The following is a 23,331-nucleotide window of genomic DNA, read 5'->3' as shown; positions in this document are numbered from 1 at the left end:
CCACAAAAAGCGCACAGTATGCACGATTAATCTTAGAATCGTACCCCTAAATGCAACCTCATTAACGTAGCGCAAAGAAAATAGCACCGCAGTTCAGTCTATTACCAGCCCGGAACGAAACGTCTATACTCGCTTCAATTAGCCGGGGTTACGGCGAAAGGATGCAAAACAATTATGGCTCACACTCATTTATTAGCAGAAAGAATTTCCCGCCTCAGCGGCGCACTGGAGAAAGGGCTCTACGAACGTAGCCACGCCATTCGCCTCTGTTTACTGGCGGCCCTGAGCGGCGAAAGCGTATTTCTGCTGGGGCCGCCCGGCATCGCAAAAAGTCTGATTGCCCGCAGGCTGAAGTTCGCCTTTCAGCACGCCAGAGCGTTTGAATACCTGATGACCCGCTTTTCCACGCCGGAAGAGGTCTTTGGCCCGCTCTCTATTCAGGCGTTAAAAGATGAAGGGCGGTACGAACGTTTAACCGCAGGCTATCTGCCGGAAGCGGAAATCGTCTTTCTCGATGAGATCTGGAAAGCCGGCCCGGCGATCCTCAATACCCTGCTCACCGCCATTAACGAACGCCGGTTCCGCAACGGGGCGCATGAGGGGAAAATCCCGATGCGCCTGTTGGTGGCGGCCTCCAACGAACTGCCTGAAGCCGACAGCAGCCTGGAGGCGCTTTACGACCGCATGTTGATTCGCCTGTGGCTCGACAAGGTGCAGGATAAAGCCAATTTCCGCTCGCTGCTGATAAGCCAGCAGGATGAGAACGATAACCCGGTGCCTGCCGGGCTGCAGGTCACCGACGAGGAGTATCAGCAGTGGCAGCAGGATATCGGCAAAATCAAACTGCCGGATGCGGTGTTCGATCTGGTGTTCATGCTACGCCAGCAGCTGGATGCCCTGCCGGGTGCGCCTTACGTCTCCGATCGCCGCTGGAAGAAAGCCATTCGCCTGCTGCAAGCCAGCGCCCTGTTCAGCGGTCGCGACGCGGTTGCCCCAATCGATCTGATCCTGCTGAAAGATTGCCTCTGGCATGACGCCAGCGGCATGAATCTGATGCAGCAGCAGCTCGAAGTATTGATGACCGGACACGCATGGGGGCAGCAGGAGATGCTGAACCAGCTCGGGGCCATTACCCAGCGCCGTCTTCAACTCCAGCAGCAGCAAAGCGATAAAACCGCCCTGCGCGTCAGTCGTCAGAGCGGCATGTTCGCCCGTCGTCCCCACTATGAATTACCGGCCGAACTGAGCGATACCACGCTGACGCTGCTTCTCCAGCAGCCGCTTAAGCTCCACGATATGCAGGTTATTCACATCACCATCGAGCGTGAAGCCCTGGCGCAGTGGCTGAGCAAAGGCGGTGAGATCCGCGGCAAACTCAACGGCATCGGTTTTGCCCAGCAGCTTAATATGGAGGTGGACGGCAGCCTGCATCTGGTGATCCGCGACGTCAGCCTGCAGGGATCGCGCCTTGCCCTGCCCGGCACCGCCTCTGAAAGCGTGCCGGAAGAGATCAAACAGCAGCTGGAAGCGCTGGATAACCAGTGGCATCTGCAGCACACGCGCTTCAGCGAGCAGCAAAAATGCCTGTTTATCCACAGCGACTGGCTGGGACGGATTGAATCCAGCCTGCAGGATGTGAGCGTGCAGATCAAACAGGCGCGTCAATGCTGACGCTGGACACCCTCAACGTCATGCTTGCCGTCGGCGAGGAGGGGTTGATCGAAGAGATCATCCTCACCCTGCTGGCCTCGCCGCAGCTGGCGATCTTTTTCGAAAAATTCCCCCGGCTTAAAACGGCCATTACCGACGATCTCCCGCGCTGGCGGGAAAATTTACGCAAAAGGCTGAAAGATACCCGCGTACCGCCGGAGCTCACCGAAGAGGTGATGTGCTATCAGCAGAGCCAGCTGCTCTCCACGCCCCAGCTGATCGTCCAGCTGCCGCAGATTTTAACCCTGCTGGATAAGGTTCACTCCCCGTTCGCCAGCCAGGCGCGGCAGCTGGTGGTGGATAACGCCACCTTTACTCCGGCCCTGCATACCCTGTTTTTACAGCGCTGGCGGCTGAGCCTGGTGGTACAGGCCACGTCGCTTAATCAGCAGCTGCTGGAAGAGGAGCGCGAACAGCTGCTCAGCGAAGTGCAGGAGCGCATGACCCTGGCCGGGGCGCTGGAGCCGGTGCTGGTGGAGAACGAAAACGCCGCTGGCCGCCTCTGGGATATGAGCGCCGGCCAGCTTAAGCGGGGGGATTATCAGCTTATCGTTCGCTATGGCGATTTTCTGGCGCAGCAGCCGGAGCTGATGCAGCTGGCGGAACAGCTGGGCCGTTCGCGGGAGGCGAAGTCGGTGCCAAAAAAGGATGCCCCGCTTGAAACCTTCCGCACCCTGGTGCGCGAACCGGCGACGGTACCGGAGCAGGTTGACGGCCTGCAGCAGAGCGATGACATTCTGCGCCTGCTGCCGCCCGAGCTGGCCACCCTCGGCATTACGGAACTTGAGTACGAATTTTACCGTCGGCTGGTGGAGAAGCAGCTTCTTACCTACCGTCTGCACGGCGATGCCTGGCGCGAGAAGGTGAGCCAGCGCCCGGCGGTGCATCAGGATTTCGACGAACAGCCCCGCGGGCCGTTTATCGTCTGCGTGGATACGTCCGGTTCGATGGGCGGTTTCAATGAGCAGTGCGCCAAAGCCTTTTGCCTGGCGCTGATGCGGGTGGCGCTCGCCGACAGGCGGCGCTGCTTTATCATGCTGTTTTCCAGCGAGGTGGTGGGCTACGAACTCTCGGGCCAGCACGGTCTGGAGCAGGCGATCCGCTTTCTGAGCCAGCGCTTTCGCGGCGGGACCGATCTCGCCAGCTGTTTTCGCGCCATTATTGAGCGGATGCAGGGCGGAGAGTGGTATGACGCCGACGCGGTGGTGATCTCAGACTTTATTGCCCAGCGGCTGCCGGATGAGGTGGTGAGCAAGGTGAAGGTGCTGCAGCAGGTCCATCAGCATCGTTTTCATGCCGTGGCGATGTCCACACATGGAAAACCCGGCATCATGCGCATCTTCGATCATATCTGGCGCTTTGATACCGGGTTGCGTAGCCGCCTGCTGCGGCGCTGGAAACGCTAATTACAGCAGGGCGTCGACGCTGTCACGAACCTGCTGCGGCCATACGCCACACTGAACCTGGCCGATATGGGAGAGCTGCAGCAGTAACATGGTCAGACGAGACTGGCCGATACCGCCGCCGATGGTCTGCGGCATCTCGCCACGCAGCAGCGCCTGGTGCCACTCCAGCTTGAGACGATCTTCGTCACCGGTGATCCCCAACTGACGCTGCAGCGCGTCGGCATCCACGCGGATCCCCATGGAAGAGAGTTCAAACGCATCTTCCAGAACCGGGTTCCAGACCAGAATATCGCCGTTCAGGCCGGCAAGGCCGCTTTCACCCTCGCTGCTCCAGTCATCATAATCCGGCGCACGAACGTCGTGGCGCTGACCGTGAGACAGCTTGCCGCCGATCCCAATCAGGAACACGGCGCCCAGCTCTTTGGCGATCGCACGTTCACGGCCTTTGGCATCCAGATCCGGGAAGCGGCTCAGCAGCTCCTGGCTGTGGACAAAGTGGATCGTCTCCGGCAGGAACGGGGTCAGACCAAACTCTTTGCTGACCGCCGCTTCGGTTTCTTTGATCCCGGCATAAATGGCTTCTACCGTCGCTTTCAGCGTACCGGTATGACGTTCGCCATCACCCATTACGCGTTCCCAGTCCCACTGATCAACGTATACAGAGTGAATAGCGGTAAGGCGGTCTTCATCGGGGCGAAGAGCTTTCATGTGCGTGTAAAGCCCTTCGCCCGCGCTGAAGTCGTGTTGTCCCAGGGTTTGACGCTTCCACTTCGCCAGTGAATGAACCACTTCGAACTGGGCGTCTGGCAGTGTTTTCACTTTCACCTGTACCGCTTTTTCGCAACCAGACAGGTTGTCCTGCGTCCCGTCGCCCACGCGGCTTAAGATAGGAGCCTGGACTTCAATCAGGCCCAGCTTCTCTTCCAGCTGGCGGGAAAAGTGGGATTTTACGAAACTGATCTGGCGTTGTTGTGCGATGTAAGCGGTTTTCATTATTTATACTCCTGCGTCCTGTTGGCATTGATTAAGCAACAAAAAAGAGTCTCTTTCAATAATCCAACAATAAAACTCCCGCCTCACTTTTAGATCGATAAAATTACCCGCTAAAATAGAGTGATTCATTAATCTTCATAAGAAAAAGCTATGGAAAATTATCAAATCGACAATCTGGACCGCGGCATTCTCGAGGCCCTGATGGCTAATGCCCGTACCGCCTACGCCGAACTGGCCAAACAGTTTGGCGTCAGCCCAGGAACCATTCACGTGCGCGTAGAGAAGATGAAGCAGGCGGGAATCATCACCGGTGCCCATATCGACGTCAGCCCGAAACAGCTGGGTTACGACGTCTGCTGCTTTATTGGCATCATCCTTAAGAGCGCCAAAGACTATCCTTCCGCACTGGCTAAGCTGAACGCGCTGGATGAAGTGACCGAGGCTTACTACACCACCGGCCACTACAGCATCTTTATTAAGGTGATGTGCCGATCGATCGACGCCCTGCAGCAGGTACTTATCAACAAGATCCAAACAATCGATGAAATTCAGTCCACCGAGACGTTGATCTCCCTGCAGAACCCGATCATGCGTACCATCCGCCCGTAACAGGGCAAAATAATTACCACATTTTCCACAGGTAGATCCCAGCTCGCTCACAGCGTACAATGTTCGCCTGTTTATCTGAGCGAGCGATCAATGGCGGACATTACTCTTATTAGCGGCAGCACCCTTGGCGGCGCTGAATATGTCGCGGAACACCTGGCCGAAAAGCTGGAAGACGCAGGCTTTTCTACTGAAACGCTGCACGGACCGTTATTAGAGGATCTCCCGCTCGACGGGATCTGGCTGTTGATCACCTCCACGCACGGCGCGGGCGATCTTCCGGATAACCTTCTTCCTTTATATGAAGAGTTAAAAGAGCAGCAGCCTGACCTGGCGAACGTCCGCTTTGGCGCCATCGGCATTGGCAGCCGGGAGTACGATACCTTCTGCGGTGCGGTTGAGAAGGTTGAGACCGAACTGAAGTCCTGTGGGGCTCAACAGATCGGTGAAACGCTGAAGATCAACATCCTCGATCATGATATTCCGGAAGATCCAGCGGAACTTTGGCTGGCTGAATGGAAAAATTTACTCAAAAACGATTAAAGATCGTGCGATCAGATGTGGATAACTCTGGTTAAAACCTTGGATCAACCGGTAGTTATCCCAAGAACAACCCTTGATGACTTTTTGTGCTGTGTATAACATCTCGATCTGATCCCAGCTTATACGTTGCAGGATCACCGATCATTCACAGCAAACGATCCTCTCTAAGCACATGATCTTCTTTGGGAGATCCGGCTTATCCACAGAAACCCGTGATCCTAATAAGAGATCACAATAAAACAGATCTCTAAATAAAAAGATCTTCTTTTTAATAGCCAGGATCCCAGTGCTTTCTCGATCGACTAAAGTTGAGTAGAATCCACGGCCCGGGCTTCAATCCATTTTCTTACCGCTTTACGCGAGGCAGACCACCATGTTTTATCAGGATCCTTTTGACGTCATTATCATTGGCGGGGGTCATGCAGGCACCGAGGCCGCAATGGCCGCGGCGCGAATGGGTCAACAGACCCTGCTTTTGACACACAATATCGACACGCTAGGACAGATGTCCTGTAATCCGGCGATTGGCGGCATTGGGAAAGGACACCTGGTAAAAGAAGTGGATGCACTTGGCGGCCTGATGGCAACCGCGATCGATCATGCGGGTATCCAGTTTAGGATACTAAACGCGAGCAAAGGCCCCGCCGTTCGTGCGACCCGGGCTCAGGCCGACCGCGTGCTCTATCGCCAGGCCGTACGTACCGCACTGGAGAACCAGCCGAACCTGATGATCTTCCAGCAGGCGGTTGAGGATCTGATTGTTGAAAACGATCGTGTTGTCGGCGCCGTGACCCAGATGGGTCTGAAGTTCCGTGCCAAAGCCGTCGTGCTGACCGTCGGGACTTTCCTCGATGGCAAAATTCATATTGGACTGGACAACTACAGCGGTGGCCGTGCTGGCGATCCGCCGTCTATTCCGCTTTCGCGCCGTCTGCGCGAGCTGCCGCTGCGCGTCAGCCGCCTGAAAACCGGTACGCCGCCGCGTATCGACGCCCGTACTATCGATTTCAGCGTGCTGGCTCAACAGCACGGTGATAACCCGATGCCGATCTTCTCGTTCATGGGCAACGTGGATCAACACCCGCGCCAAGTGCCGTGCTATGTCACGCACACCAACGAGAAAACCCATGACGTGATCCGCAGTAACCTCGATCGCAGCCCGATGTATGCCGGTGTGATCGAAGGGATCGGCCCACGTTACTGCCCGTCGATCGAAGACAAAGTGATGCGCTTTGCCGATCGTAACCAGCACCAGATCTTCCTGGAGCCGGAAGGGCTGACCTCCAACGAGATCTACCCGAACGGTATCTCCACCAGCCTGCCGTTCGACGTGCAGATGCAGATCGTCCGCTCCATGCAGGGGATGGAAAATGCGAAGATCGTCCGTCCGGGCTATGCCATTGAGTATGACTTCTTCGATCCGCGCGACCTGAAGCCGACTCTGGAGAGCAAATTTATCCAGGGGCTGTTCTTCGCGGGCCAGATCAACGGCACCACCGGTTACGAAGAGGCCGCCGCGCAGGGACTGCTGGCCGGTCTGAACGCCGCGCGCTTCTCTGCCGAGAAAGAGGGCTGGGCGCCGGGTCGTTCTCAGGCTTATCTGGGCGTGCTGGTGGATGACCTCTGCACCCTCGGTACCAAAGAGCCGTACCGCATGTTTACCTCTCGCGCGGAATATCGTCTGATGCTGCGTGAAGATAACGCCGACCTGCGCCTGACCGAAATCGGTCGCGAGCTGGGTCTGGTGGACGATGCCCGCTGGGCGCGCTTCAACGAGAAGCTGGAGAACATCGAGCGCGAACGTCAGCGCCTGAAGTCGACCTGGGTCAACCCAACCGCCGAGTCTGTAGCCGAAGTGAATGCTCACCTGTCTGCGCCGCTGTCGCGTGAAGCCAGTGGGGAAGATCTGCTCCGTCGTCCGGAAATGACCTACGACCAGCTGATCCAGATGACGCCATTTGCGCCAGGTCTGGAGGACGTTCAGGCTGCTGAGCAGGTCGAAATCCAGGTGAAATACGAAGGCTATATCGCCCGTCAGCAGGATGAGATCGAGAAGCAGCAGCGTAACGAGAGCACGATCCTGCCGGCCACGCTGGATTACCGTCTGGTTAACGGCCTCTCCAACGAGGTGATCGCCAAGCTGAATGACCATAAACCGTCGTCCATCGGTCAGGCATCGCGTATTTCAGGCGTCACGCCTGCGGCTATCTCCATTCTGCTGGTGTGGCTGAAAAAACAGGGTATGCTGCGCCGCAGCGCATAATGTGTAAAATTGCCCGGTGGCGCTGAGCTTACCGCGCCTACAGAACTCCGTAGGGCGGGTCTGCGTAGCGCCACCCGCCAACACCTTTCTCAACAGGTATTCACCGTGCTCAACAAACTCACTCGACTGCTGGATCAAGCCGGTATTTCGCTCACCGATCACCAGAAAAATCAGCTGGTGGGGTATGTCGACATGCTGAACAAATGGAACAAGGCCTACAACCTTACTTCGGTTCGTGACCCGAACGAGATGCTGATTCGTCACATCCTCGACAGCATCGTGGTGGCGCCGCATCTCAAAGGGGAGCGTTTTATCGATGTGGGCACCGGTCCGGGTCTGCCTGGCATTCCACTCTCTATCGTGCGTCCTGAGTGCCATTTCACGCTGCTGGACAGCCTGGGTAAACGCGTACGCTTCCTGCGCCAGGTTCAGCATGAGCTGAACCTGGAAAATATTCATCCGGTGCAGAGCAGGGTAGAGGAGTTTCCCGCCGAGCCGCCGTTTGACGGCGTGATCAGCCGGGCCTTTGCCTCACTTGATGACATGATTAGCTGGTGTAAGCACTTGCCTGCGGAAAATGGTCGCTTTTATGCCCTGAAAGGCGTGTTACCGGAAGATGAGATTGCGCAGATGCCTGAAGGCTTTGTGGTTGAGGACGCGATCAAATTGTACGTTCCGCAGCTGGAAGGTGAGCGTCATCTGGTGATAGTTAAGCCAAACAATTTTTAAAAATATAATAAAAAATGTGGAATTTGTGCTGTTCTTAGTATGTTAAAAATTACGCGGCAGGCTAAGAAATAAACAGCACTAATTTAACCGCTTTTTTACTATGGATTTTCTTTGGGTTAACCAGGGCCTGTAGTTAACCCAAAATATAATAAACCATGAAAATATCAGCTTGCTAAAAGTAGGTCAAAGTAACCAGATTGTAATGTTAAATATTTATTAAAAATGTCAATAAAAGGTTTTTGTTGTATACAGGGCTGTTTTGAGAATAGTTGCTGAAATTAATCTTTAATATCAAAAAGATGAAATATAACGATTTACTGCTTTGATTTATTCGACCTTATCGTAAATGTGTATTTTGTGATCTCGTGCACGCTTTATCGTCAACGTTTCCGCGTTGTTTGCAGTTTTCACGTCTCATTCTTCGTTTGTCGAAAAGTTAAGAAATAGCGCCGGGGAAAAATATTTAAACATTTATTCACCTTTTCGCTACTTATTGTTTGAAATCACGGGGACGCACCGTATAATTTGTCCGCTTTTTGCTGCTTGACTCTGAGCCCTAAAGGACGTTTTATACGACACGCGACATACCTCGAAGTGAGCAGGAGTAAAAACGTGATGTCAGTGTCGCTCTTGAGTCGAAACGTTGCTCGTAAGCTTCTGTTCATTCAGTTTCTGGCGGTGATAGCAAGCGGATTGCTGTTCTGCCTCAAAGACCCCTTCTGGGGCATCTCTGCGGTAAGCGGAGGTTTGGCAGTGGTTGTGCCAAACATGTTGTTTATGATTTTTGCCTGGCGTCATCAGGCGCATACACCTGCCAAAGGCCGCGTGGCCTGGTCCTTCGCCCTCGGCGAAGTGTGTAAGGTGTTGCTGACCTTTGCCCTTCTGGTGGTGGCGCTGGCGGTTTTTAAAGTGGTATTTTTGCCGCTGATAGTGACGTGGGTTTTGGTGCTGGTGGTACAAATTCTGGCGCCAGCTGTAATCAATAACAAAGGGTAAAAGGCATCATGGCTTCAGAAAATATGACGCCGCAGGATTACATAAGTCACCATCTGAACAACCTTCAGTTGGACTTACGTACATTCTCGCTGGTGGATCCGCATAACCCCCCAGCCACCTTCTGGACGATTAATATCGACTCCATGTTCTTCTCGGTGGTACTGGGTCTGTTGTTCCTGGCCATTTTCCGCGGCGTTGCGAAACGTGCGACCAGCGGCGTTCCAGGGAAATTCCAGACGTTCATCGAAATGATCATTGGCTTCGTCCACGGTAGCGTCAAAGACATGTACCACGGCAAGAGCAAGGTGATTGCACCGCTGGCGCTGACCGTCTTTGTCTGGGTCTTCCTGATGAACCTGATGGACCTGCTGCCGATCGACCTGCTGCCGTTTATCGGCGAGCATATCTTCGGTCTGCCTGCCCTGCGTGTGGTGCCGTCTGCTGACGTGAACATCACCCTGTCTATGGCACTGGGCGTATTCATCCTGATTCTTTTCTACAGCATCAAAATGAAAGGCGTAGGCGGCTTCGTGAAAGAGCTTACCTTGCAGCCGTTCAACCACTGGGCGTTTATTCCGGTCAACCTGATCCTGGAAGGCGTTAGCCTGCTGTCCAAACCGATTTCCCTCGGTCTGCGACTGTTCGGCAACATGTATGCGGGTGAGCTGATTTTCATTCTGATCGCGGGTCTTCTTCCGTGGTGGTCACAGTGGGTTCTGAATGTGCCGTGGGCCATTTTCCACATCCTGATCATTACGCTGCAAGCCTTTATCTTCATGGTTCTGACGATCGTCTATCTGTCGATGGCGTCTGAAGAGCACTGATTCTTTACCAACACTACTACGTTTTAACTGAAACAAACTGGAGACTGTCATGGAAAACCTGAATATGGATCTGCTGTACATGGCTGCCGCTGTGATGATGGGTCTGGCGGCTATCGGTGCTGCGATCGGTATCGGCATCCTCGGGGGCAAATTCCTGGAAGGCGCTGCGCGTCAACCGGATCTGATTCCTCTGCTGCGTACTCAGTTCTTTATCGTTATGGGTCTGGTGGATGCTATCCCGATGATCGCTGTAGGTCTGGGTCTGTACGTGATGTTTGCTGTCGCGTAGTAAGTCGTTTAAACCCTAAGCCACAGTTGTAAATTTAAAGAGGTATTGTGCTGTGAACATGAACGCAACAATCCTCGGCCAGGCCATCGCGTTTGTTATCTTTGTCTGGTTCTGCATGAAGTATGTATGGCCGCCTTTAATGGCTGCCATCGAAAAACGTCAGAAAGAAATTTCTGACGGTCTGGCTTCTGCAGAACGCGCTAAGAAAGATTTGGACCTTGCACAGGCCAACGCGACCGACCAGCTGAAAAAAGCGAAAGCGGAAGCCCAGGTAATCATCGAGCAGGCGAACAAACGTCGTTCTCAGATCCTGGACGAAGCGAAAGCTGAAGCAGAACAGGAACGTACTAAAATCGTGACACAAGCGCAGGCAGAAATTGATGCCGAGCGTAAACGTGCTCGCGAAGAGCTGCGTAAGCAGGTCGCGATTCTGGCTGTTGCTGGCGCCGAGAAGATCATCGAACGTTCCGTGGATGAAGCTGCTAACAGCGACATCGTGGACAAACTTGTCGCTGAACTGTAAGGAGGGAGGGGCTGATGTCTGAATTTGTTACGGTAGCTCGCCCCTACGCCAAAGCAGCTTTTGACTTTGCTATCGAACACCAAAATGTCGATCGCTGGCAGAACATGCTGGCGTTTGCCGCTGAGGTAACGAAAAACGAACACATGGCTGAGATGCTTTCTGGCGCCCTGGCGCCTGTAACCCTCGCCGATTCGTTCATCGCCATTTGCGGTGAGCAGCTGGACGCCAACGGCCAGAACCTGATTCGGGTAATGGCTGAAAATGGTCGTCTGAAAGCGCTCCCGGATGTTCTCGAGCAGTTCGAGCACCTGCGTGCCCTCAGTGAAGCCACCGTTGAAGTTGATGTAACTTCTGCGACTGAACTGAGTAACGAACAGCTTGCGAAAATCACCGCCGCGATGGAAAAACGTCTGTCACGCAAAGTGAAGCTGAATTGCAATATCGATAAGTCTGTAATGGCGGGCGTAATCATCCGAGCGGGTGATATGGTCATTGATGGCAGCGTACGCGGCCGTCTTGAGCGCCTTGCAGACGTCTTGCAGTCTTAAGGGGACTGGAGCATGCAACTGAATTCCACCGAAATCAGCGAACTGATCAAGCAGCGCATTGCTCAGTTCAGTGTTGTGAGTGAAGCTCACAACGAAGGTACTATTGTTTCTGTAAGCGACGGTGTTATCCGCATCCACGGCCTGGCCGATTGTATGCAGGGTGAAATGATCTCCCTGCCGGGTAACCGTTACGCTATCGCACTGAACCTGGAGCGCGACTCCGTAGGTGCAGTTGTGATGGGTCCGTATGCTGACCTCGCCGAAGGCATGAAGGTTAAGTGTACTGGCCGTATTCTTGAAGTTCCAGTTGGCCGTGGCCTGCTGGGTCGCGTGGTGAACACCCTGGGTGCACCAATCGACGGTAAAGGTCCGGTTGATAATGATGGCTTCTCGCCAATCGAAGTTATCGCACCAGGCGTAATCGACCGTCAGTCCGTCGACCAGCCGGTTCAGACCGGTTATAAATCCGTCGACGCCATGATCCCAATCGGCCGTGGCCAGCGTGAGCTGATCATCGGTGACCGTCAGACCGGTAAAACCGCGATGGCAATCGATGCGATCATCAACCAGCGCGATTCCGGCATCAAATGTGTGTACGTGGCTATCGGCCAGAAAGCGTCCACCATTTCTAACGTGGTTCGTAAACTGGAAGAGCACGGCGCGCTGTCCAACACTATCGTTGTTGTGGCGACCGCTTCTGAATCTGCTGCACTGCAATACCTGGCACCGTATGCCGGTTGCGCAATGGGCGAATACTTCCGTGACCGCGGTGAAGATGCACTGATCGTTTATGATGACCTGTCTAAACAGGCCGTTGCTTACCGTCAGGTTTCCCTGCTGCTCCGTCGTCCACCAGGACGTGAAGCATTCCCGGGCGACGTATTCTATCTGCACTCCCGTCTGCTGGAGCGTGCATCCCGCGTTAACGCGGAATACGTTGAGAACTTCACCAAAGGTGCAGTGAAAGGCCAAACCGGTTCTCTGACCGCCCTGCCAATCATTGAAACCCAGGCGGGTGACGTTTCTGCGTTCGTTCCGACCAACGTAATCTCCATTACCGATGGTCAGATCTTCCTGGAAACCAACCTGTTTAACTCCGGTATTCGTCCGGCGGTTAACCCGGGTATCTCCGTATCCCGTGTTGGTGGTGCAGCGCAGACCAAGATCATCAAGAAACTGTCCGGTGGTATCCGTACCGCGCTGGCACAGTATCGTGAACTGGCAGCGTTCTCCCAGTTTGCATCCGACCTTGACGATGCAACCCGTAAACAGCTTGACCACGGTCAGAAAGTGACCGAACTGCTGAAACAGAAACAGTATGCCCCGATGTCAGTCGCACAGCAGGGTCTGGTACTGTTCGCAGCAGAACGTGGTTATCTGGGGGATGTAGAACTGGCGAAAATCGGTAGCTTCGAAGCCGCTCTGCTGGCTTACGCTGACCGTGACCATGCTTCACTGATGCAAGAGATTAACCAGTCCGGTGGCTATAACGACGAAATCGAAGGCAAGCTGAAGAGCCTGCTCGATTCCTTCAAAGCAACCCAGTCCTGGTAACGTCTGGCGGTCTGTCTTAGGGCAGACCGCAAGGCATTGAGGAGAAGCTCATGGCCGGCGCAAAAGAGATACGTAGTAAGATCGCAAGCGTCCAGAACACGCAAAAGATCACTAAAGCGATGGAGATGGTCGCCGCTTCCAAAATGCGTAAATCGCAGGAGCGTATGGCGGCCAGCCGTCCTTATGCAGATACCATGCGCAAAGTGATTGGTCACCTTGCGAGCGGTAATCTGGAATATAAGCACCCTTACCTGGAAGAACGCGACGTTAAGCGCGTGGGCTACCTGGTGGTGTCGACCGACCGTGGTTTGTGCGGCGGCTTGAACATTAACCTGTTCAAAAAGCTGCTGGCGGATATGAAAGCTTGGTCCGATAAAGGCGTTCAGAGCGATATCGCGATGATCGGCTCTAAGGGCGTCTCTTTCTTTAATTCCGTAGGTGGCAATATTGTCGCCCAGGTGACCGGTATGGGTGATAACCCGTCCCTGTCCGAACTGATCGGCCCGGTTAAAGTGATGTTGCAGGCCTATGATGAAGGCCGTCTGGACAGGCTGTACGTTGTCAGCAACAAATTTATTAACACCATGTCTCAGGCTCCGACCCTCACTCAGCTGCTGCCGTTACCGGCGTCAGACGAGCCAGAGTTGAAGCATAAATCCTGGGATTACCTGTATGAACCGGATCCAAAACCGCTGCTGGATACCCTGCTGCGTCGTTATGTTGAATCCCAGGTTTATCAGGGCGTGGTAGAAAACCTGGCCAGCGAGCAGGCCGCACGTATGGTGGCGATGAAAGCCGCGACCGACAATGGCGGCAGCCTGATTAAAGAGCTGCAGTTGGTATACAACAAAGCTCGTCAGGCCAGCATTACTCAGGAACTCACCGAGATCGTCGGTGGTGCATCCGCGGTATAACCAGGTTAATTCGTAGAGGATTCAAGATGGCTACTGGAAAAATTGTCCAGGTAATCGGCGCCGTGGTTGACGTCGAATTCCCTCAGGATGCCGTACCGCGCGTGTACGATGCTCTTGAGGTTCAGAATGGTAATGAAAGCCTGGTGCTGGAAGTTCAGCAGCAGCTCGGCGGCGGTATCGTACGTACCATCGCCATGGGTTCTTCCGACGGTCTGCGTCGTGGTCTGGAAGTTAAAGACCTCGAACACCCAATCGAAGTACCAGTAGGTAAAGCAACCCTGGGTCGTATCATGAACGTCCTGGGTCAGCCGATCGACATGAAAGGCGATATCGGCGAAGAAGAGCGTTGGGCTATCCACCGCGCAGCACCTTCCTACGAAGAGCTGTCAAGCTCTCAGGAACTGCTGGAAACCGGCATCAAAGTTATCGACCTGATGTGTCCGTTTGCGAAGGGCGGTAAAGTTGGTCTGTTCGGTGGTGCGGGTGTAGGTAAAACCGTAAACATGATGGAGCTGATCCGTAACATCGCGATCGAGCACTCCGGTTACTCCGTGTTTGCAGGCGTGGGTGAGCGTACTCGTGAGGGTAACGACTTCTACCACGAAATGACCGACTCCAACGTTCTGGACAAAGTATCCCTGGTTTACGGCCAGATGAACGAGCCACCTGGAAACCGTCTGCGCGTTGCGCTGACCGGTCTGACCATGGCTGAGAAGTTCCGTGACGAAGGTCGTGACGTACTGCTGTTCGTTGACAACATCTACCGTTATACCCTGGCCGGTACGGAAGTATCCGCACTGCTGGGTCGTATGCCTTCTGCGGTAGGTTATCAGCCAACGCTGGCGGAAGAGATGGGTGTTCTTCAGGAACGTATCACCTCTACCAAAACCGGTTCTATTACCTCCGTTCAGGCGGTATACGTACCTGCGGATGACCTGACTGACCCATCTCCAGCAACCACCTTTGCTCACTTAGATGCAACCGTGGTACTGAGCCGTCAGATCGCGTCTCTGGGTATCTACCCGGCCGTTGACCCGCTGGACTCCACCAGCCGTCAGCTGGATCCTCTGGTTGTTGGTCAGGAACACTACGACACCGCGCGTGGCGTACAGTCCCTGCTGCAGCGTTATCAGGAACTGAAAGACATCATCGCCATCCTGGGTATGGATGAACTGTCTGAAGAAGACAAACTGGTGGTAGCACGTGCGCGTAAGATCCAGCGCTTCCTGTCCCAGCCGTTCTTCGTAGCAGAAGTATTTACCGGTTCCCCGGGCAAATACGTTGCGCTGAAAGACACCATCCGTGGCTTTAAAGGCATCATGGAAGGCGAATACGATCACCTGCCGGAGCAGGCGTTCTATATGGTGGGTTCCATCGACGAAGCCGTGGAAAAAGCCAAAAAACTTTAACGCCTTAATCGGAGGGTGATATGGCAATGACTTACCACCTGGACGTCGTCAGCGCAGAGCAACAAATGTTCTCTGGTCTGGTCGAGAAAATCCAGGTAACGGGTAGCGAAGGTGAACTGGGTATTTTCCCGGGTCACGCCCCGCTGCTCACCGCCATTAAGCCTGGTATGATCCGCATCGTTAAACAGTTCGGTCATGAAGAGTTTATCTATCTGTCTGGCGGCATTATTGAAGTGCAGCCTGGCAGCGTGACCGTACTGGCTGATACCGCAATTCGTGGCCAGGATCTCGACGAAGCGCGAGCTCTGGAATCGAAGCGTAAAGCAGAAGAGCACATTAAGAGCTCTCATGGCGACGTGGATTACGCTCAGGCGTCTGCAGAGCTGGCCAAAGCGATCGCGAAACTGCGCGTTATCGAGTTGACCAAAAAAGCGATGTAACACCGGCTTGAAAGTACGAAAGCCAGTCTGGTCTCCAGACTGGCTTTTTTATGGTTCCGTTTCACTAAATCTGAAACTAAAACGATGTTTTATTATTTTGTGATTTACGTCACAAAAAGATTGATCGGCGAAATGGTCAGGAGTAGACTTCGTTTTGTGATGAATATCACAAAACTGAACTCCAAAAATATCAGGATGCCATCATGAAAACCATCAACAAAATCATCGCCCTTTTCAGCAACATGAACGTCTCTTTCGGTACGTTCAATAACTAAGTGCTGATATGCCGGGTGGCGCCACGCTTACCGTAGTGTGATAAGCGAAGCGCCTCTCTGGCGATTACATTTTTACCTGCGTTTTATCCAGTTCCTTCCCGTCACTGTTCACGCTTTTACCCTTCGCAATAAAATAGTTCGTGTTATCAACGGTTCCCATCACCGCATCGTCATACTCGCCAGGCTTATTACGAATCGACAGGTTGCCGGTAAAGATTCCCTGGGTTGAGACATCTCCGTACGGGCTCGGGCGGAAGAGATAGTTGAAACGCTGGTTATCCACCGCGATGTTGTTCTCTACCACCAGCTTGCCGGGGTTAAAGTTATCGGTGAAACCGTCCAGATGATTGCCCGTGGCTTTGCTGTTGCGGATCTGGTGCGCCACCGGCTGCCCTTCCCCGCCGAGCTTAAAGCCGTTACTGGTGTTATTGCTGGCCACCGAGTTCTCGATCACCACCACGCCGTTTGCGCCATCTTCAATCTTGTTGAACAGATCAAAACCGTCGTCGATATTATCGTGGGCATAGCAACGCTCCAGCCGGTTACCTTCCCCGACCCGCATCTTCACCGCAAAGCCATCGGCGTTAATCTTGCCGGGATCCTCATTGGCATAAGATTCGGAATCCACGACCCGGTTGTAGCTCGCCCATAGTGGCCGGCCGATCTTCTCCGGAGAGGAGATCTGGATCCCGGTGTCGTCATTGCGGTATGCCGTGACGCGCTCGATCAGGTTATGGCTGCCCTGGACGCGCAGGCTTTTCCCGGTGACGTCGATACCCTTGATATGCCAGTAGCTGGCATCCAGCAGCAGACCGTGGATCACCACTTTCCCGTCAGCCTCCAGCGTTTTGAGCTTGTCGTGGGTGCCGCTGGCAGAGAGCGGGATTTCGCTGCGCGGGTAATCGCCGCTTTTTAGCATCAGTTTGCCGCCGGGTGCCACCAGCGTGATGGCGGTGGCGAGATCCAGTGGCGCATCGGCTGTGCCTTTCGCATCTGCTTTTCCTTCCGGGGCGACGTACAGCAGCGCCGTATCTCTGTCCGCAACGCGTTCCACGGTAAGTTGCTGATTTACGGATTTTCCGTCAGCAGGGGTGAAGGTCAGCGTAAAGGTGCTGGTCTGCTCAACGCGGGCTGGCAGGGTATACATCTCACCCGCTTTCACCGCTTTCTCATTACCGATCACCACTTCGTTTTGTCTTACGCTGAATACCCCGTCCTCATTGGCCCGGGCCTGCAGCAGATAATCTGGCGAAGTACTCACGGTGCCGGACGCCAGCTGCACCACGACCGGCAGCGGCTCTGCCTGCCAGGGCGCGGAAGGCACGGTATGGGCGCTGGTGGTGGTCAGCGAGGCGTTAGTCACCGTAATTTTGGCATTGCGGGACGCAAAGAAGCCGACGTAATAATGATCCTTGTTTTGCACCGAAATCAGGTCCGCGCGCGGCACGCTCTTGCTGACCCAGGCGTCGCTGTCCAGCGGAGCCCAGGCGGTAATAAACCCGTCGTCGGTTCGCTGGAGTTTGAGACGAAACTCTGGTGTCTGGCTCAGGTCCACCTCTTCCTTGTAACTCTGTTTTTTAATCGCGGCCCCGGCATCTCCCCAGGGATGGCTGATCCCCTCCCGGGTGATGGCCTGCAGCTTCACCCGCTGATGATCTTTTTTATCCTGGGTCATGATGGCGTTCATCACCTGGTTCGATGCCGCCGGGAACTCTTCATAGCCGGTTTTCAGCGGCTCCTGACGCGGGTTGCCGAGGACATCGCGTACCAGCAGCCCGGCGCCTTCCTGCGCGGCGGGTTTTGCGCCGTTCTCCGGTCCAAACTGGTCGACCCGAATGTTGGCCTGCAACACGAAATTCTCGCTCGCCGGTAACTCGGTATAGAAAAACGTTAGTCCGTCATGAGAGTTGGCGATTTTGCCGCCCCGACTTTCCAGGGTAATGGCTTTTGCCAGATCGGCGCTCTCCTGCACGGAAAGCTTTTTCCCGTCGATGGTGACATCGTTAGTGCCGATTTTTTCGGGCAGGACGTTAGAGGAAAAATTTAGATCCGTTGATTGCCCAAAGGCAATGGCTTTCCAGACATGCGGTTGTTCCGTTGCCATCGCGGAAAAGGCGCTACACATCATCAGGGCCAGAGGTATTTTAGACTTCATCTTATTCTCCTGAGTAATAATTGAGCGCTATTATCATCAGAATAAAACGCTGTTTCTTTTTTACGCGTCACACATTTCGATAATTAAAACAGCGTTTTGGTTACGGAAGGCTTTATTTCTGCTACGAAAAAATCACTAACATGTTGTGAGGGCTGGAGACTTCGCTAAAGGAGGCTATATTTCACAGGCAAAGCCCCTTAATTTGCGGTAAAAAGAACCTTTATAACGCCCGAAGCAGGCGATATTGCGCGCTTTACCACCACTCCATTTTATGGCGCAAAATATGTAGAATTTTCAACGCCAAAGGGTTTTACTTTTCACTCAAATTACAGTCAGGACGTGTATGTTGAACACTGCAATGAGCGTGGTCATTCTTGCCGCAGGCAAGGGCACCCGCATGTATTCCGATCTTCCTAAAGTGCTGCACACCCTGGCAGGGAAAGCGATGGTGCAGCATGTTATTGATGCTGCTAATGAAATGGGCGCGAGCCAGGTGCATCTGGTTTACGGCCACGGCGGCGATCTGCTGAAGCAGACGCTGCGTGATGACAAGCTCAACTGGGTGCTGCAGGCTGAACAGCTGGGTACCGGCCACGCCATGCAGCAGGCTGCCCCGTTCTTCTCCGACGACGAAGACATTCTGATGCTCTACGGCGACGTGCCGCTGATCTCCGTCGAGACGCTGGTTCGCCTGCGTGCCGCGAAGCCGCAGGGCGGCATTGGTCTGCTGACCGTCAAGCTGGACGATCCGTCCGGGTATGGCCGTATCACGCGTGAAAACGGCAAAGTGACGGGCATTGTCGAGCATAAAGATGCCACCGATGCGCAGCGTGAAATCCAGGAAATTAACACCGGTATTCTGATCGCCAACGGCGCAGACATGAAGCGCTGGCTGTCGCAGTTGAACAATAACAACGCCCAGGGCGAGTTCTACATCACCGATATCATCGCGATGGCGTATCAGGAAGGGCGTGAGATCGTTGCCGTTCATCCGGCGCGCATCAGCGAAACGGACGGCGTGAATAACCGCCTCCAGCTTTCCCGTCTTGAACGTATTTACCAGTCCGAGCAGGCTGAAAAACTGCTGCTGGCTGGGGTTATGCTGCGCGATCCGTCGCGTTTCGATCTGCGTGGGGTGCTTAACCACGGGCGCGACGTCGAAATCGATACTAACGTTATTCTGGAAGGCAACGTAACGCTGGGTAGCCGCGTCAAAATCGGTACTGGTTGCGTGATCAAAAACAGCGTGATTGGCGATGACTGCGAAATCAGCCCGTACAGCGTGGTGGAAGATGCCCATCTGGAAGCCGCCTGCACCATCGGGCCTTTTGCGCGACTGCGTCCGGGCGCTGAGCTGCTGGAAGGCGCACACGTCGGCAACTTCGTTGAAATGAAAAAAGCGCGTCTGGGCAAAGGCTCCAAAGCCGGGCACCTGACCTATCTGGGCGATGCGGAGATCGGCGACAACGTTAATATTGGCGCGGGCACCATCACCTGTAACTACGATGGCGCGAACAAGTTTAAGACCATCATCGGTGACGATGTGTTTGTAGGTTCAGATTCCCAGCTGGTGGCGCCAGTGACAATCGGTAAAGGGGTCACCATTGCCGCCGGGACCACCGTCACCCGCAATGTGGCGGATAACGAGCTGGTGATCAGCCGTGTGCCGCAGGTGCACAAGCAGGGCTGGAAACGCCCGGTGAAGAAGTAAGATTTTTGTAGGCCTGATAAGGCGTAGCTGCATCAGGCAGACAGGGGTTGAGGGGATAACATAATCCCCCGCCCAAAGGCAGTAACTAAAAATATAACCCCACTCTCTACAAGGCTCGGGGCGCCCGTAAAACGGGCAAAACAGGTCAGCGACAACGCATGGCATAATGCCAAAATCAGGAAATCTAACTATGTGTGGAATTGTTGGCGCAGTCGCGCAGCGTGATATTGCTGAAATCCTTCTCGAAGGGTTACGTCGTCTGGAGTACCGTGGCTATGACTCTGCCGGTCTGGCAGTGGTTGATGCAAAAGGGAATATGACCCGTCTGCGTCGTCTCGGTAAAGTAAACATGCTGGCGCAGGCCGCAGAAGAGAACCCGCTGCACGGTGGTACAGGCATTGCCCATACCCGCTGGGCGACCCACGGTGAACCTTCGGAAGGCAACGCGCACCCGCACGTCTCTGAACACATTGTGGTGGTGCATAACGGCATCATTGAAAACCACGAACCGCTGCGCGAAGCGCTTACCGAGCGTGGTTATACCTTCGTTTCAGAAACCGACACCGAAGTGATCGCCCACCTGGTTCACTGGGAGCTGGAGCAGGGCGGTACGCTGCGTGAAGCCGTCCTGCGCGCCATCCCACAGCTGCGCGGCGCCTATGGCACCGTGATCATGGACAGCCGCGATCCGTCCACCCTGCTGGCAGCCCGCTCTGGCAGCCCGATGGTGATTGGTCTGGGGATGGGTGAGAACTTTATCGCTTCCGATCAGCTGGCGCTGCTGCCGGTGACCCGTCGCTTTATCTTCATGGAAGAGGGCGATATTGCGGAAGTGACCCGTCGCGACGTTAAAATCTTTGATAAATCTGGCGCGCCGGTAAAACGTCAGGATATCGAATCCAACCTGCAGTACGACGCGGGCGACAAAGGCGCTTACCGTCACTACATGCAGAAAGAGATTTACGAGCAGCCGAACGCCATCAAAAACACCCTGACCGGGCGCATCAGCCACGGTGAAGTGGATCTGAGCGAGCTGGGCGCTAACGCCAACGAAATGCTGGCAAACGTTGAGCACATTCAGATCGTGGCCTGCGGCACCTCCTACAACTCCGGTATGGTTTCCCGCTACTGGTTCGAAGCCCTGGCAGGCGTACCCTGTGATGTGGAGATCGCCTCCGAATTCCGCTATCGCAAATCGGCCGTGCGTCGTAACAGCCTGATGATCACCCTGTCTCAGTCCGGCGAAACAGCTGATACCCTGGCGGCGCTGCGTCTGTCTAAAGAGCTGGGTTATCTGGGCTCGCTGGCCATCTGTAACGTGCCGGGCTCCTCGCTGGTGCGTGAATCCGACCTGGCGCTGATGACCAAAGCCGGCACCGAAATCGGCGTGGCCTCCACCAAAGCGTTTACCACCCAGCTGACGGTACTGCTGATGCTGGTGGCGAAACTGGCCCGTCTGAAAGGCCAGGATGCGGCGATTGAGCATGACATCGTTCATGGTCTGCAGGCGCTGCCAAGCCGTATTGAGCAGATGCTCTCCCAGGACAAGCGCATTGAAGCCCTGGCGGAAGATTTCTCCGACAAGCATCACGCTCTGTTCCTCGGACGTGGCGATCAGTATCCGATTGCCCTGGAAGGCGCGCTGAAGCTCAAAGAGATCTCCTATATCCACGCAGAAGCCTATGCGGCAGGCGAGCTGAAACACGGCCCGCTGGCGCTGATTGACGCGGATATGCCGGTTATTGTTGTGGCACCGAATAACGAACTGCTGGAAAAACTGAAGTCCAACATCGAAGAAGTGCGTGCACGTGGCGGTGTGCTGTATGTCTTCGCCGATAGCGATGCCGGCTTTACCAGCAGCGACAACATGCACATCATCGAGATGCCGCATGTGGAAGAGGTGATTGCGCCAATCTTCTATACCGTTCCGTTGCAGCTGCTGGCCTACCACGTCGCGCTGATCAAAGGCACCGACGTCGACCAGCCGCGTAACCTGGCGAAGTCCGTGACCGTAGAGTAATCCCTTCAGGCTCCACCTTCGGGTGGAGCTTTTTTATCCGCTTTATCCCGCCTTTTTTAATGACAAACTGTCATCTTCAGCTAACTTTTTCAGTGTCACAGAAAGAAAATTTTTCTGAAATCTTAATGTCATAATGATGCTCAACCTAATGATATTAAATAGATATTTTAATATTCCCAAAGCGAAATTCTCGCTGTCATAAAACTGTCATGATTCGTACATTTATCTGTCACCTCTTTGTCCTATTTTGCTCATCGTAGCCACTAAACAACGATTTACGAAAATCTTGCAGGAGACATTATGAAAGTTATGCGTACCACTGTCGCAACTGTTGTCGCCGCGACCTTATCGATGAGCGCGTTCTCTGTGTTTGCAGAGGCAAGCCTGACTGGCGCTGGTGCAACCTTCCCTGCGCCGGTGTATGCCAAATGGGCTGATACCTACCAGAAAGAGACTGGTAACAAGGTGAACTACCAGGGTATCGGCTCCTCCGGTGGCGTTAAACAAATTACCGCAAATACCGTTGATTTCGGCGCATCTGACGCTCCGCTGTCTGATGAAAAACTGACGCAGGAAGGCCTGTTCCAGTTCCCGACCGTTATCGGTGGTGTTGTGCTGGCGGTGAATATCCCTGGCCTGAAGTCCGGCGAGCTGGTGCTCGATGGCAAAACCCTGGGTGATATCTACCTCGGCAAAATCAAAAAATGGGATGACGAAGCCATCACTAAACTGAACCCGGGCGTGAAACTGCCTTCGCAGAACATCGCTGTGGTTCGTCGTGCTGACGGCTCCGGTACCTCCTTCGTCTTCACCAGCTACCTGGCGAAAGTGAACGAAGAGTGGAAATCCAAAGTCGGTTCTGGCTCTACCGTTAACTGGCCAACCGGTCTGGGCGGTAAAGGTAACGACGGTATCGCCGCGTTCGTACAGCGTCTGCCTGGCTCAATCGGCTACGTAGAATACGCTTACGCCAAGCAGAACAACCTGGCCTACACCAAACTGGTTTCTGCCGACGGCAAACCTGTCAGCCCGACCGAAGAGAACTTTGCTAACGCTGCCAAAGGCGCTGACTGGAGCAAATCTTTCGCTCAGGATCTGACGAACCAGAAAGGCGAAGACGCATGGCCAATCACCTCTACCACCTTCATCCTGGTCCACAAAGATCAGAAGAAGCCAGAGCAGGGTGCTGAAGTGCTGAAGTTCTTCGACTGGGCATACAAAAACGGCGGCAAACAGGCTAATGACCTGGACTACGCCAGCCTGCCGGACAGCGTGGTTGAGCAGATTCGTGCTGCATGGAAAACCAACGTGAAAGACAGCAGCGGTAAAGCGCTGTACTAACAGGATATTTTTGACGAAGATGGCGGGTGGCGCTAACGCTAACCCGCCCTATGGTTCCGACTGTAGGCCCGGTAAGCGCCAG

The 23,331-nt window shown here is 54.3% G+C and carries 20 protein-coding genes; 18 read left to right on the top strand and 2 right to left on the bottom strand.

The features are described 5' to 3' along the window. Nucleotides 1–174 precede the first annotated feature (174 nt). Nucleotides 175–1,671 carry an ATPase RavA gene (ravA, locus tag K5I40_RS22900; RefSeq protein ID WP_223075680.1) on the top strand — a complete coding sequence of 499 codons (1,497 nt, stop codon included), beginning with the start codon at nucleotides 175–177 and terminating at the stop codon, nucleotides 1,669–1,671. Then, nucleotides 1,665–3,116 (top strand): ATPase RavA stimulator ViaA, encoded by a 1,452-nt coding sequence (viaA, locus tag K5I40_RS22895; protein WP_139563874.1) that lies wholly within the window; start codon nucleotides 1,665–1,667, stop codon nucleotides 3,114–3,116. The genes ravA and viaA overlap by 7 nt, the downstream gene beginning before the upstream one ends. On the opposite strand, the gene asnA is transcribed toward viaA, so the two are convergent. Further along, the gene (gene asnA, locus K5I40_RS22890) at nucleotides 3,117–4,109 is read right to left on the bottom strand and encodes an aspartate--ammonia ligase (RefSeq protein WP_039032207.1); all 993 of its coding nucleotides are present in this window, start codon (nucleotides 4,107–4,109) and stop codon (nucleotides 3,117–3,119) included. 150 nt (nucleotides 4,110–4,259) lie between these two features. On the opposite strand from asnA, the gene asnC reads away from it, so the two are divergent. The 13 genes from asnC to K5I40_RS22825 all read left to right on the top strand — a co-directional run bounded on the left by asnC (nucleotide 4,260) and on the right by K5I40_RS22825 (nucleotide 15,747). Then, nucleotides 4,260–4,718 (top strand): transcriptional regulator AsnC, encoded by a 459-nt coding sequence (asnC, locus tag K5I40_RS22885; RefSeq protein WP_032615488.1) that lies wholly within the window; start codon nucleotides 4,260–4,262, stop codon nucleotides 4,716–4,718. Nucleotides 4,719–4,808: 90 nt separating this feature from the next. After that, nucleotides 4,809–5,258: an FMN-binding protein MioC gene (mioC, locus tag K5I40_RS22880; RefSeq protein ID WP_039032208.1), complete on the top strand. Its 450-nt coding sequence runs from the start codon at nucleotides 4,809–4,811 to the stop codon at nucleotides 5,256–5,258. A 373-nt stretch (nucleotides 5,259–5,631) separates the two neighbouring features. Then, nucleotides 5,632–7,521, top strand: coding sequence for a tRNA uridine-5-carboxymethylaminomethyl(34) synthesis enzyme MnmG (gene mnmG / locus K5I40_RS22875; RefSeq protein WP_223075679.1), 1,890 nt, complete (start codon nucleotides 5,632–5,634; stop codon nucleotides 7,519–7,521). Nucleotides 7,522–7,626: 105 nt separating this feature from the next. Then, nucleotides 7,627–8,250 (top strand): 16S rRNA (guanine(527)-N(7))-methyltransferase RsmG, encoded by a 624-nt coding sequence (gene rsmG, locus K5I40_RS22870; RefSeq protein ID WP_223075678.1) that lies wholly within the window; start codon nucleotides 7,627–7,629, stop codon nucleotides 8,248–8,250. A 615-nt stretch (nucleotides 8,251–8,865) separates the two neighbouring features. Beyond that, the gene (atpI, locus tag K5I40_RS22865) at nucleotides 8,866–9,246 is read left to right on the top strand and encodes a F0F1 ATP synthase subunit I (RefSeq protein ID WP_039032211.1); all 381 of its coding nucleotides are present in this window, start codon (nucleotides 8,866–8,868) and stop codon (nucleotides 9,244–9,246) included. Between the two features lie 8 nt (nucleotides 9,247–9,254). Continuing rightward, nucleotides 9,255–10,070 (top strand): F0F1 ATP synthase subunit A, encoded by an 816-nt coding sequence (atpB, locus tag K5I40_RS22860; protein WP_039032212.1) that lies wholly within the window; start codon nucleotides 9,255–9,257, stop codon nucleotides 10,068–10,070. A 49-nt stretch (nucleotides 10,071–10,119) separates the two neighbouring features. Further along, nucleotides 10,120–10,359, top strand: a complete 240-nt coding sequence (gene atpE / locus K5I40_RS22855) for a F0F1 ATP synthase subunit C (protein ID WP_000429386.1) — start codon at nucleotides 10,120–10,122, stop codon at nucleotides 10,357–10,359. A gap of 52 nt (nucleotides 10,360–10,411) precedes the next feature. Further along, the gene (gene atpF / locus K5I40_RS22850) at nucleotides 10,412–10,882 is read left to right on the top strand and encodes a F0F1 ATP synthase subunit B (RefSeq protein ID WP_032615498.1); all 471 of its coding nucleotides are present in this window, start codon (nucleotides 10,412–10,414) and stop codon (nucleotides 10,880–10,882) included. A gap of 14 nt (nucleotides 10,883–10,896) precedes the next feature. Next, nucleotides 10,897–11,430 (top strand): F0F1 ATP synthase subunit delta, encoded by a 534-nt coding sequence (atpH, locus tag K5I40_RS22845; protein ID WP_039032213.1) that lies wholly within the window; start codon nucleotides 10,897–10,899, stop codon nucleotides 11,428–11,430. Between the two features lie 12 nt (nucleotides 11,431–11,442). Beyond that, entirely contained in the window at nucleotides 11,443–12,984 is a 1,542-nt protein-coding gene (gene atpA, locus K5I40_RS22840; RefSeq protein WP_039032214.1) for a F0F1 ATP synthase subunit alpha, read from the top strand. A 50-nt stretch (nucleotides 12,985–13,034) separates the two neighbouring features. Continuing rightward, nucleotides 13,035–13,898, top strand: a complete 864-nt coding sequence (atpG, locus tag K5I40_RS22835) for a F0F1 ATP synthase subunit gamma (RefSeq protein WP_039032215.1) — start codon at nucleotides 13,035–13,037, stop codon at nucleotides 13,896–13,898. A 26-nt stretch (nucleotides 13,899–13,924) separates the two neighbouring features. Further along, entirely contained in the window at nucleotides 13,925–15,307 is a 1,383-nt protein-coding gene (gene atpD / locus K5I40_RS22830; protein ID WP_039032216.1) for a F0F1 ATP synthase subunit beta, read from the top strand. Nucleotides 15,308–15,327: 20 nt separating this feature from the next. Next, complete coding sequence (locus K5I40_RS22825; RefSeq protein ID WP_039032217.1) at nucleotides 15,328–15,747, top strand: F0F1 ATP synthase subunit epsilon; 420 nt, start codon at nucleotides 15,328–15,330, stop codon at nucleotides 15,745–15,747. A 339-nt stretch (nucleotides 15,748–16,086) separates the two neighbouring features. Here K5I40_RS22825 and K5I40_RS22820 read toward each other — a convergent pair whose 3' ends face one another. After that, nucleotides 16,087–18,177 (bottom strand): right-handed parallel beta-helix repeat-containing protein, encoded by a 2,091-nt coding sequence (locus K5I40_RS22820; RefSeq protein ID WP_223075677.1) that lies wholly within the window; start codon nucleotides 18,175–18,177, stop codon nucleotides 16,087–16,089. A gap of 343 nt (nucleotides 18,178–18,520) precedes the next feature. On the opposite strand from K5I40_RS22820, the gene glmU reads away from it, so the two are divergent. The 3 genes from glmU to pstS all read left to right on the top strand — a co-directional run bounded on the left by glmU (nucleotide 18,521) and on the right by pstS (nucleotide 23,249). Then, on the top strand, nucleotides 18,521–19,888 hold the full coding sequence (gene glmU, locus K5I40_RS22815; RefSeq protein WP_223075676.1) for a bifunctional UDP-N-acetylglucosamine diphosphorylase/glucosamine-1-phosphate N-acetyltransferase GlmU: 1,368 nt from the start codon (nucleotides 18,521–18,523) through the stop codon (nucleotides 19,886–19,888). A gap of 190 nt (nucleotides 19,889–20,078) precedes the next feature. Next, nucleotides 20,079–21,908 (top strand): glutamine--fructose-6-phosphate transaminase (isomerizing), encoded by a 1,830-nt coding sequence (glmS, locus tag K5I40_RS22810; RefSeq protein ID WP_223075675.1) that lies wholly within the window; start codon nucleotides 20,079–20,081, stop codon nucleotides 21,906–21,908. A gap of 300 nt (nucleotides 21,909–22,208) precedes the next feature. After that, nucleotides 22,209–23,249, top strand: a complete 1,041-nt coding sequence (gene pstS, locus K5I40_RS22805; RefSeq protein ID WP_039032221.1) for a phosphate ABC transporter substrate-binding protein PstS — start codon at nucleotides 22,209–22,211, stop codon at nucleotides 23,247–23,249. Nucleotides 23,250–23,331 lie beyond the last annotated feature (82 nt).

The organism is Leclercia sp. LTM14 (assembly GCF_023736175.1).
Taxonomy (GTDB): Bacteria; Pseudomonadota; Gammaproteobacteria; order Enterobacterales; family Enterobacteriaceae; genus Enterobacter; species Enterobacter barmai.
The sequence above is the reverse complement of the archived record's forward strand: the minus strand, read 5'-3'. Positions and strand labels throughout refer to the sequence as shown.

Excerpts from the sequence above, each read along its gene's own strand:
- ravA (WP_223075680.1), top strand. The coding sequence starts at position 175 with ATGGCTCACACTCATTTATTAGCAGAAAGAATTTCCCGCCTCAGCGGC.
- viaA (WP_139563874.1), top strand. The coding sequence starts at position 1,665 with ATGCTGACGCTGGACACCCTCAACGTCATGCTTGCCGTCGGCGAGGAG.
- asnA (WP_039032207.1), bottom strand. The coding sequence starts at position 4,109 with ATGAAAACCGCTTACATCGCACAACAACGCCAGATCAGTTTCGTAAAA.
- asnC (WP_032615488.1), top strand. The coding sequence starts at position 4,260 with ATGGAAAATTATCAAATCGACAATCTGGACCGCGGCATTCTCGAGGCC.
- mioC (WP_039032208.1), top strand. The coding sequence starts at position 4,809 with ATGGCGGACATTACTCTTATTAGCGGCAGCACCCTTGGCGGCGCTGAA.
- mnmG (WP_223075679.1), top strand. The coding sequence starts at position 5,632 with ATGTTTTATCAGGATCCTTTTGACGTCATTATCATTGGCGGGGGTCAT.
- atpI (WP_039032211.1), top strand. The coding sequence starts at position 8,866 with ATGTCAGTGTCGCTCTTGAGTCGAAACGTTGCTCGTAAGCTTCTGTTC.
- atpB (WP_039032212.1), top strand. The coding sequence starts at position 9,255 with ATGGCTTCAGAAAATATGACGCCGCAGGATTACATAAGTCACCATCTG.
- atpE (WP_000429386.1), top strand. The coding sequence starts at position 10,120 with ATGGAAAACCTGAATATGGATCTGCTGTACATGGCTGCCGCTGTGATG.
- atpH (WP_039032213.1), top strand. The coding sequence starts at position 10,897 with ATGTCTGAATTTGTTACGGTAGCTCGCCCCTACGCCAAAGCAGCTTTT.
- atpA (WP_039032214.1), top strand. The coding sequence starts at position 11,443 with ATGCAACTGAATTCCACCGAAATCAGCGAACTGATCAAGCAGCGCATT.
- atpG (WP_039032215.1), top strand. The coding sequence starts at position 13,035 with ATGGCCGGCGCAAAAGAGATACGTAGTAAGATCGCAAGCGTCCAGAAC.
- atpD (WP_039032216.1), top strand. The coding sequence starts at position 13,925 with ATGGCTACTGGAAAAATTGTCCAGGTAATCGGCGCCGTGGTTGACGTC.
- K5I40_RS22825 (WP_039032217.1), top strand. The coding sequence starts at position 15,328 with ATGGCAATGACTTACCACCTGGACGTCGTCAGCGCAGAGCAACAAATG.
- K5I40_RS22820 (WP_223075677.1), bottom strand. The coding sequence starts at position 18,177 with ATGAAGTCTAAAATACCTCTGGCCCTGATGATGTGTAGCGCCTTTTCC.
- glmU (WP_223075676.1), top strand. The coding sequence starts at position 18,521 with ATGTTGAACACTGCAATGAGCGTGGTCATTCTTGCCGCAGGCAAGGGC.
- glmS (WP_223075675.1), top strand. The coding sequence starts at position 20,079 with ATGTGTGGAATTGTTGGCGCAGTCGCGCAGCGTGATATTGCTGAAATC.
- pstS (WP_039032221.1), top strand. The coding sequence starts at position 22,209 with ATGAAAGTTATGCGTACCACTGTCGCAACTGTTGTCGCCGCGACCTTA.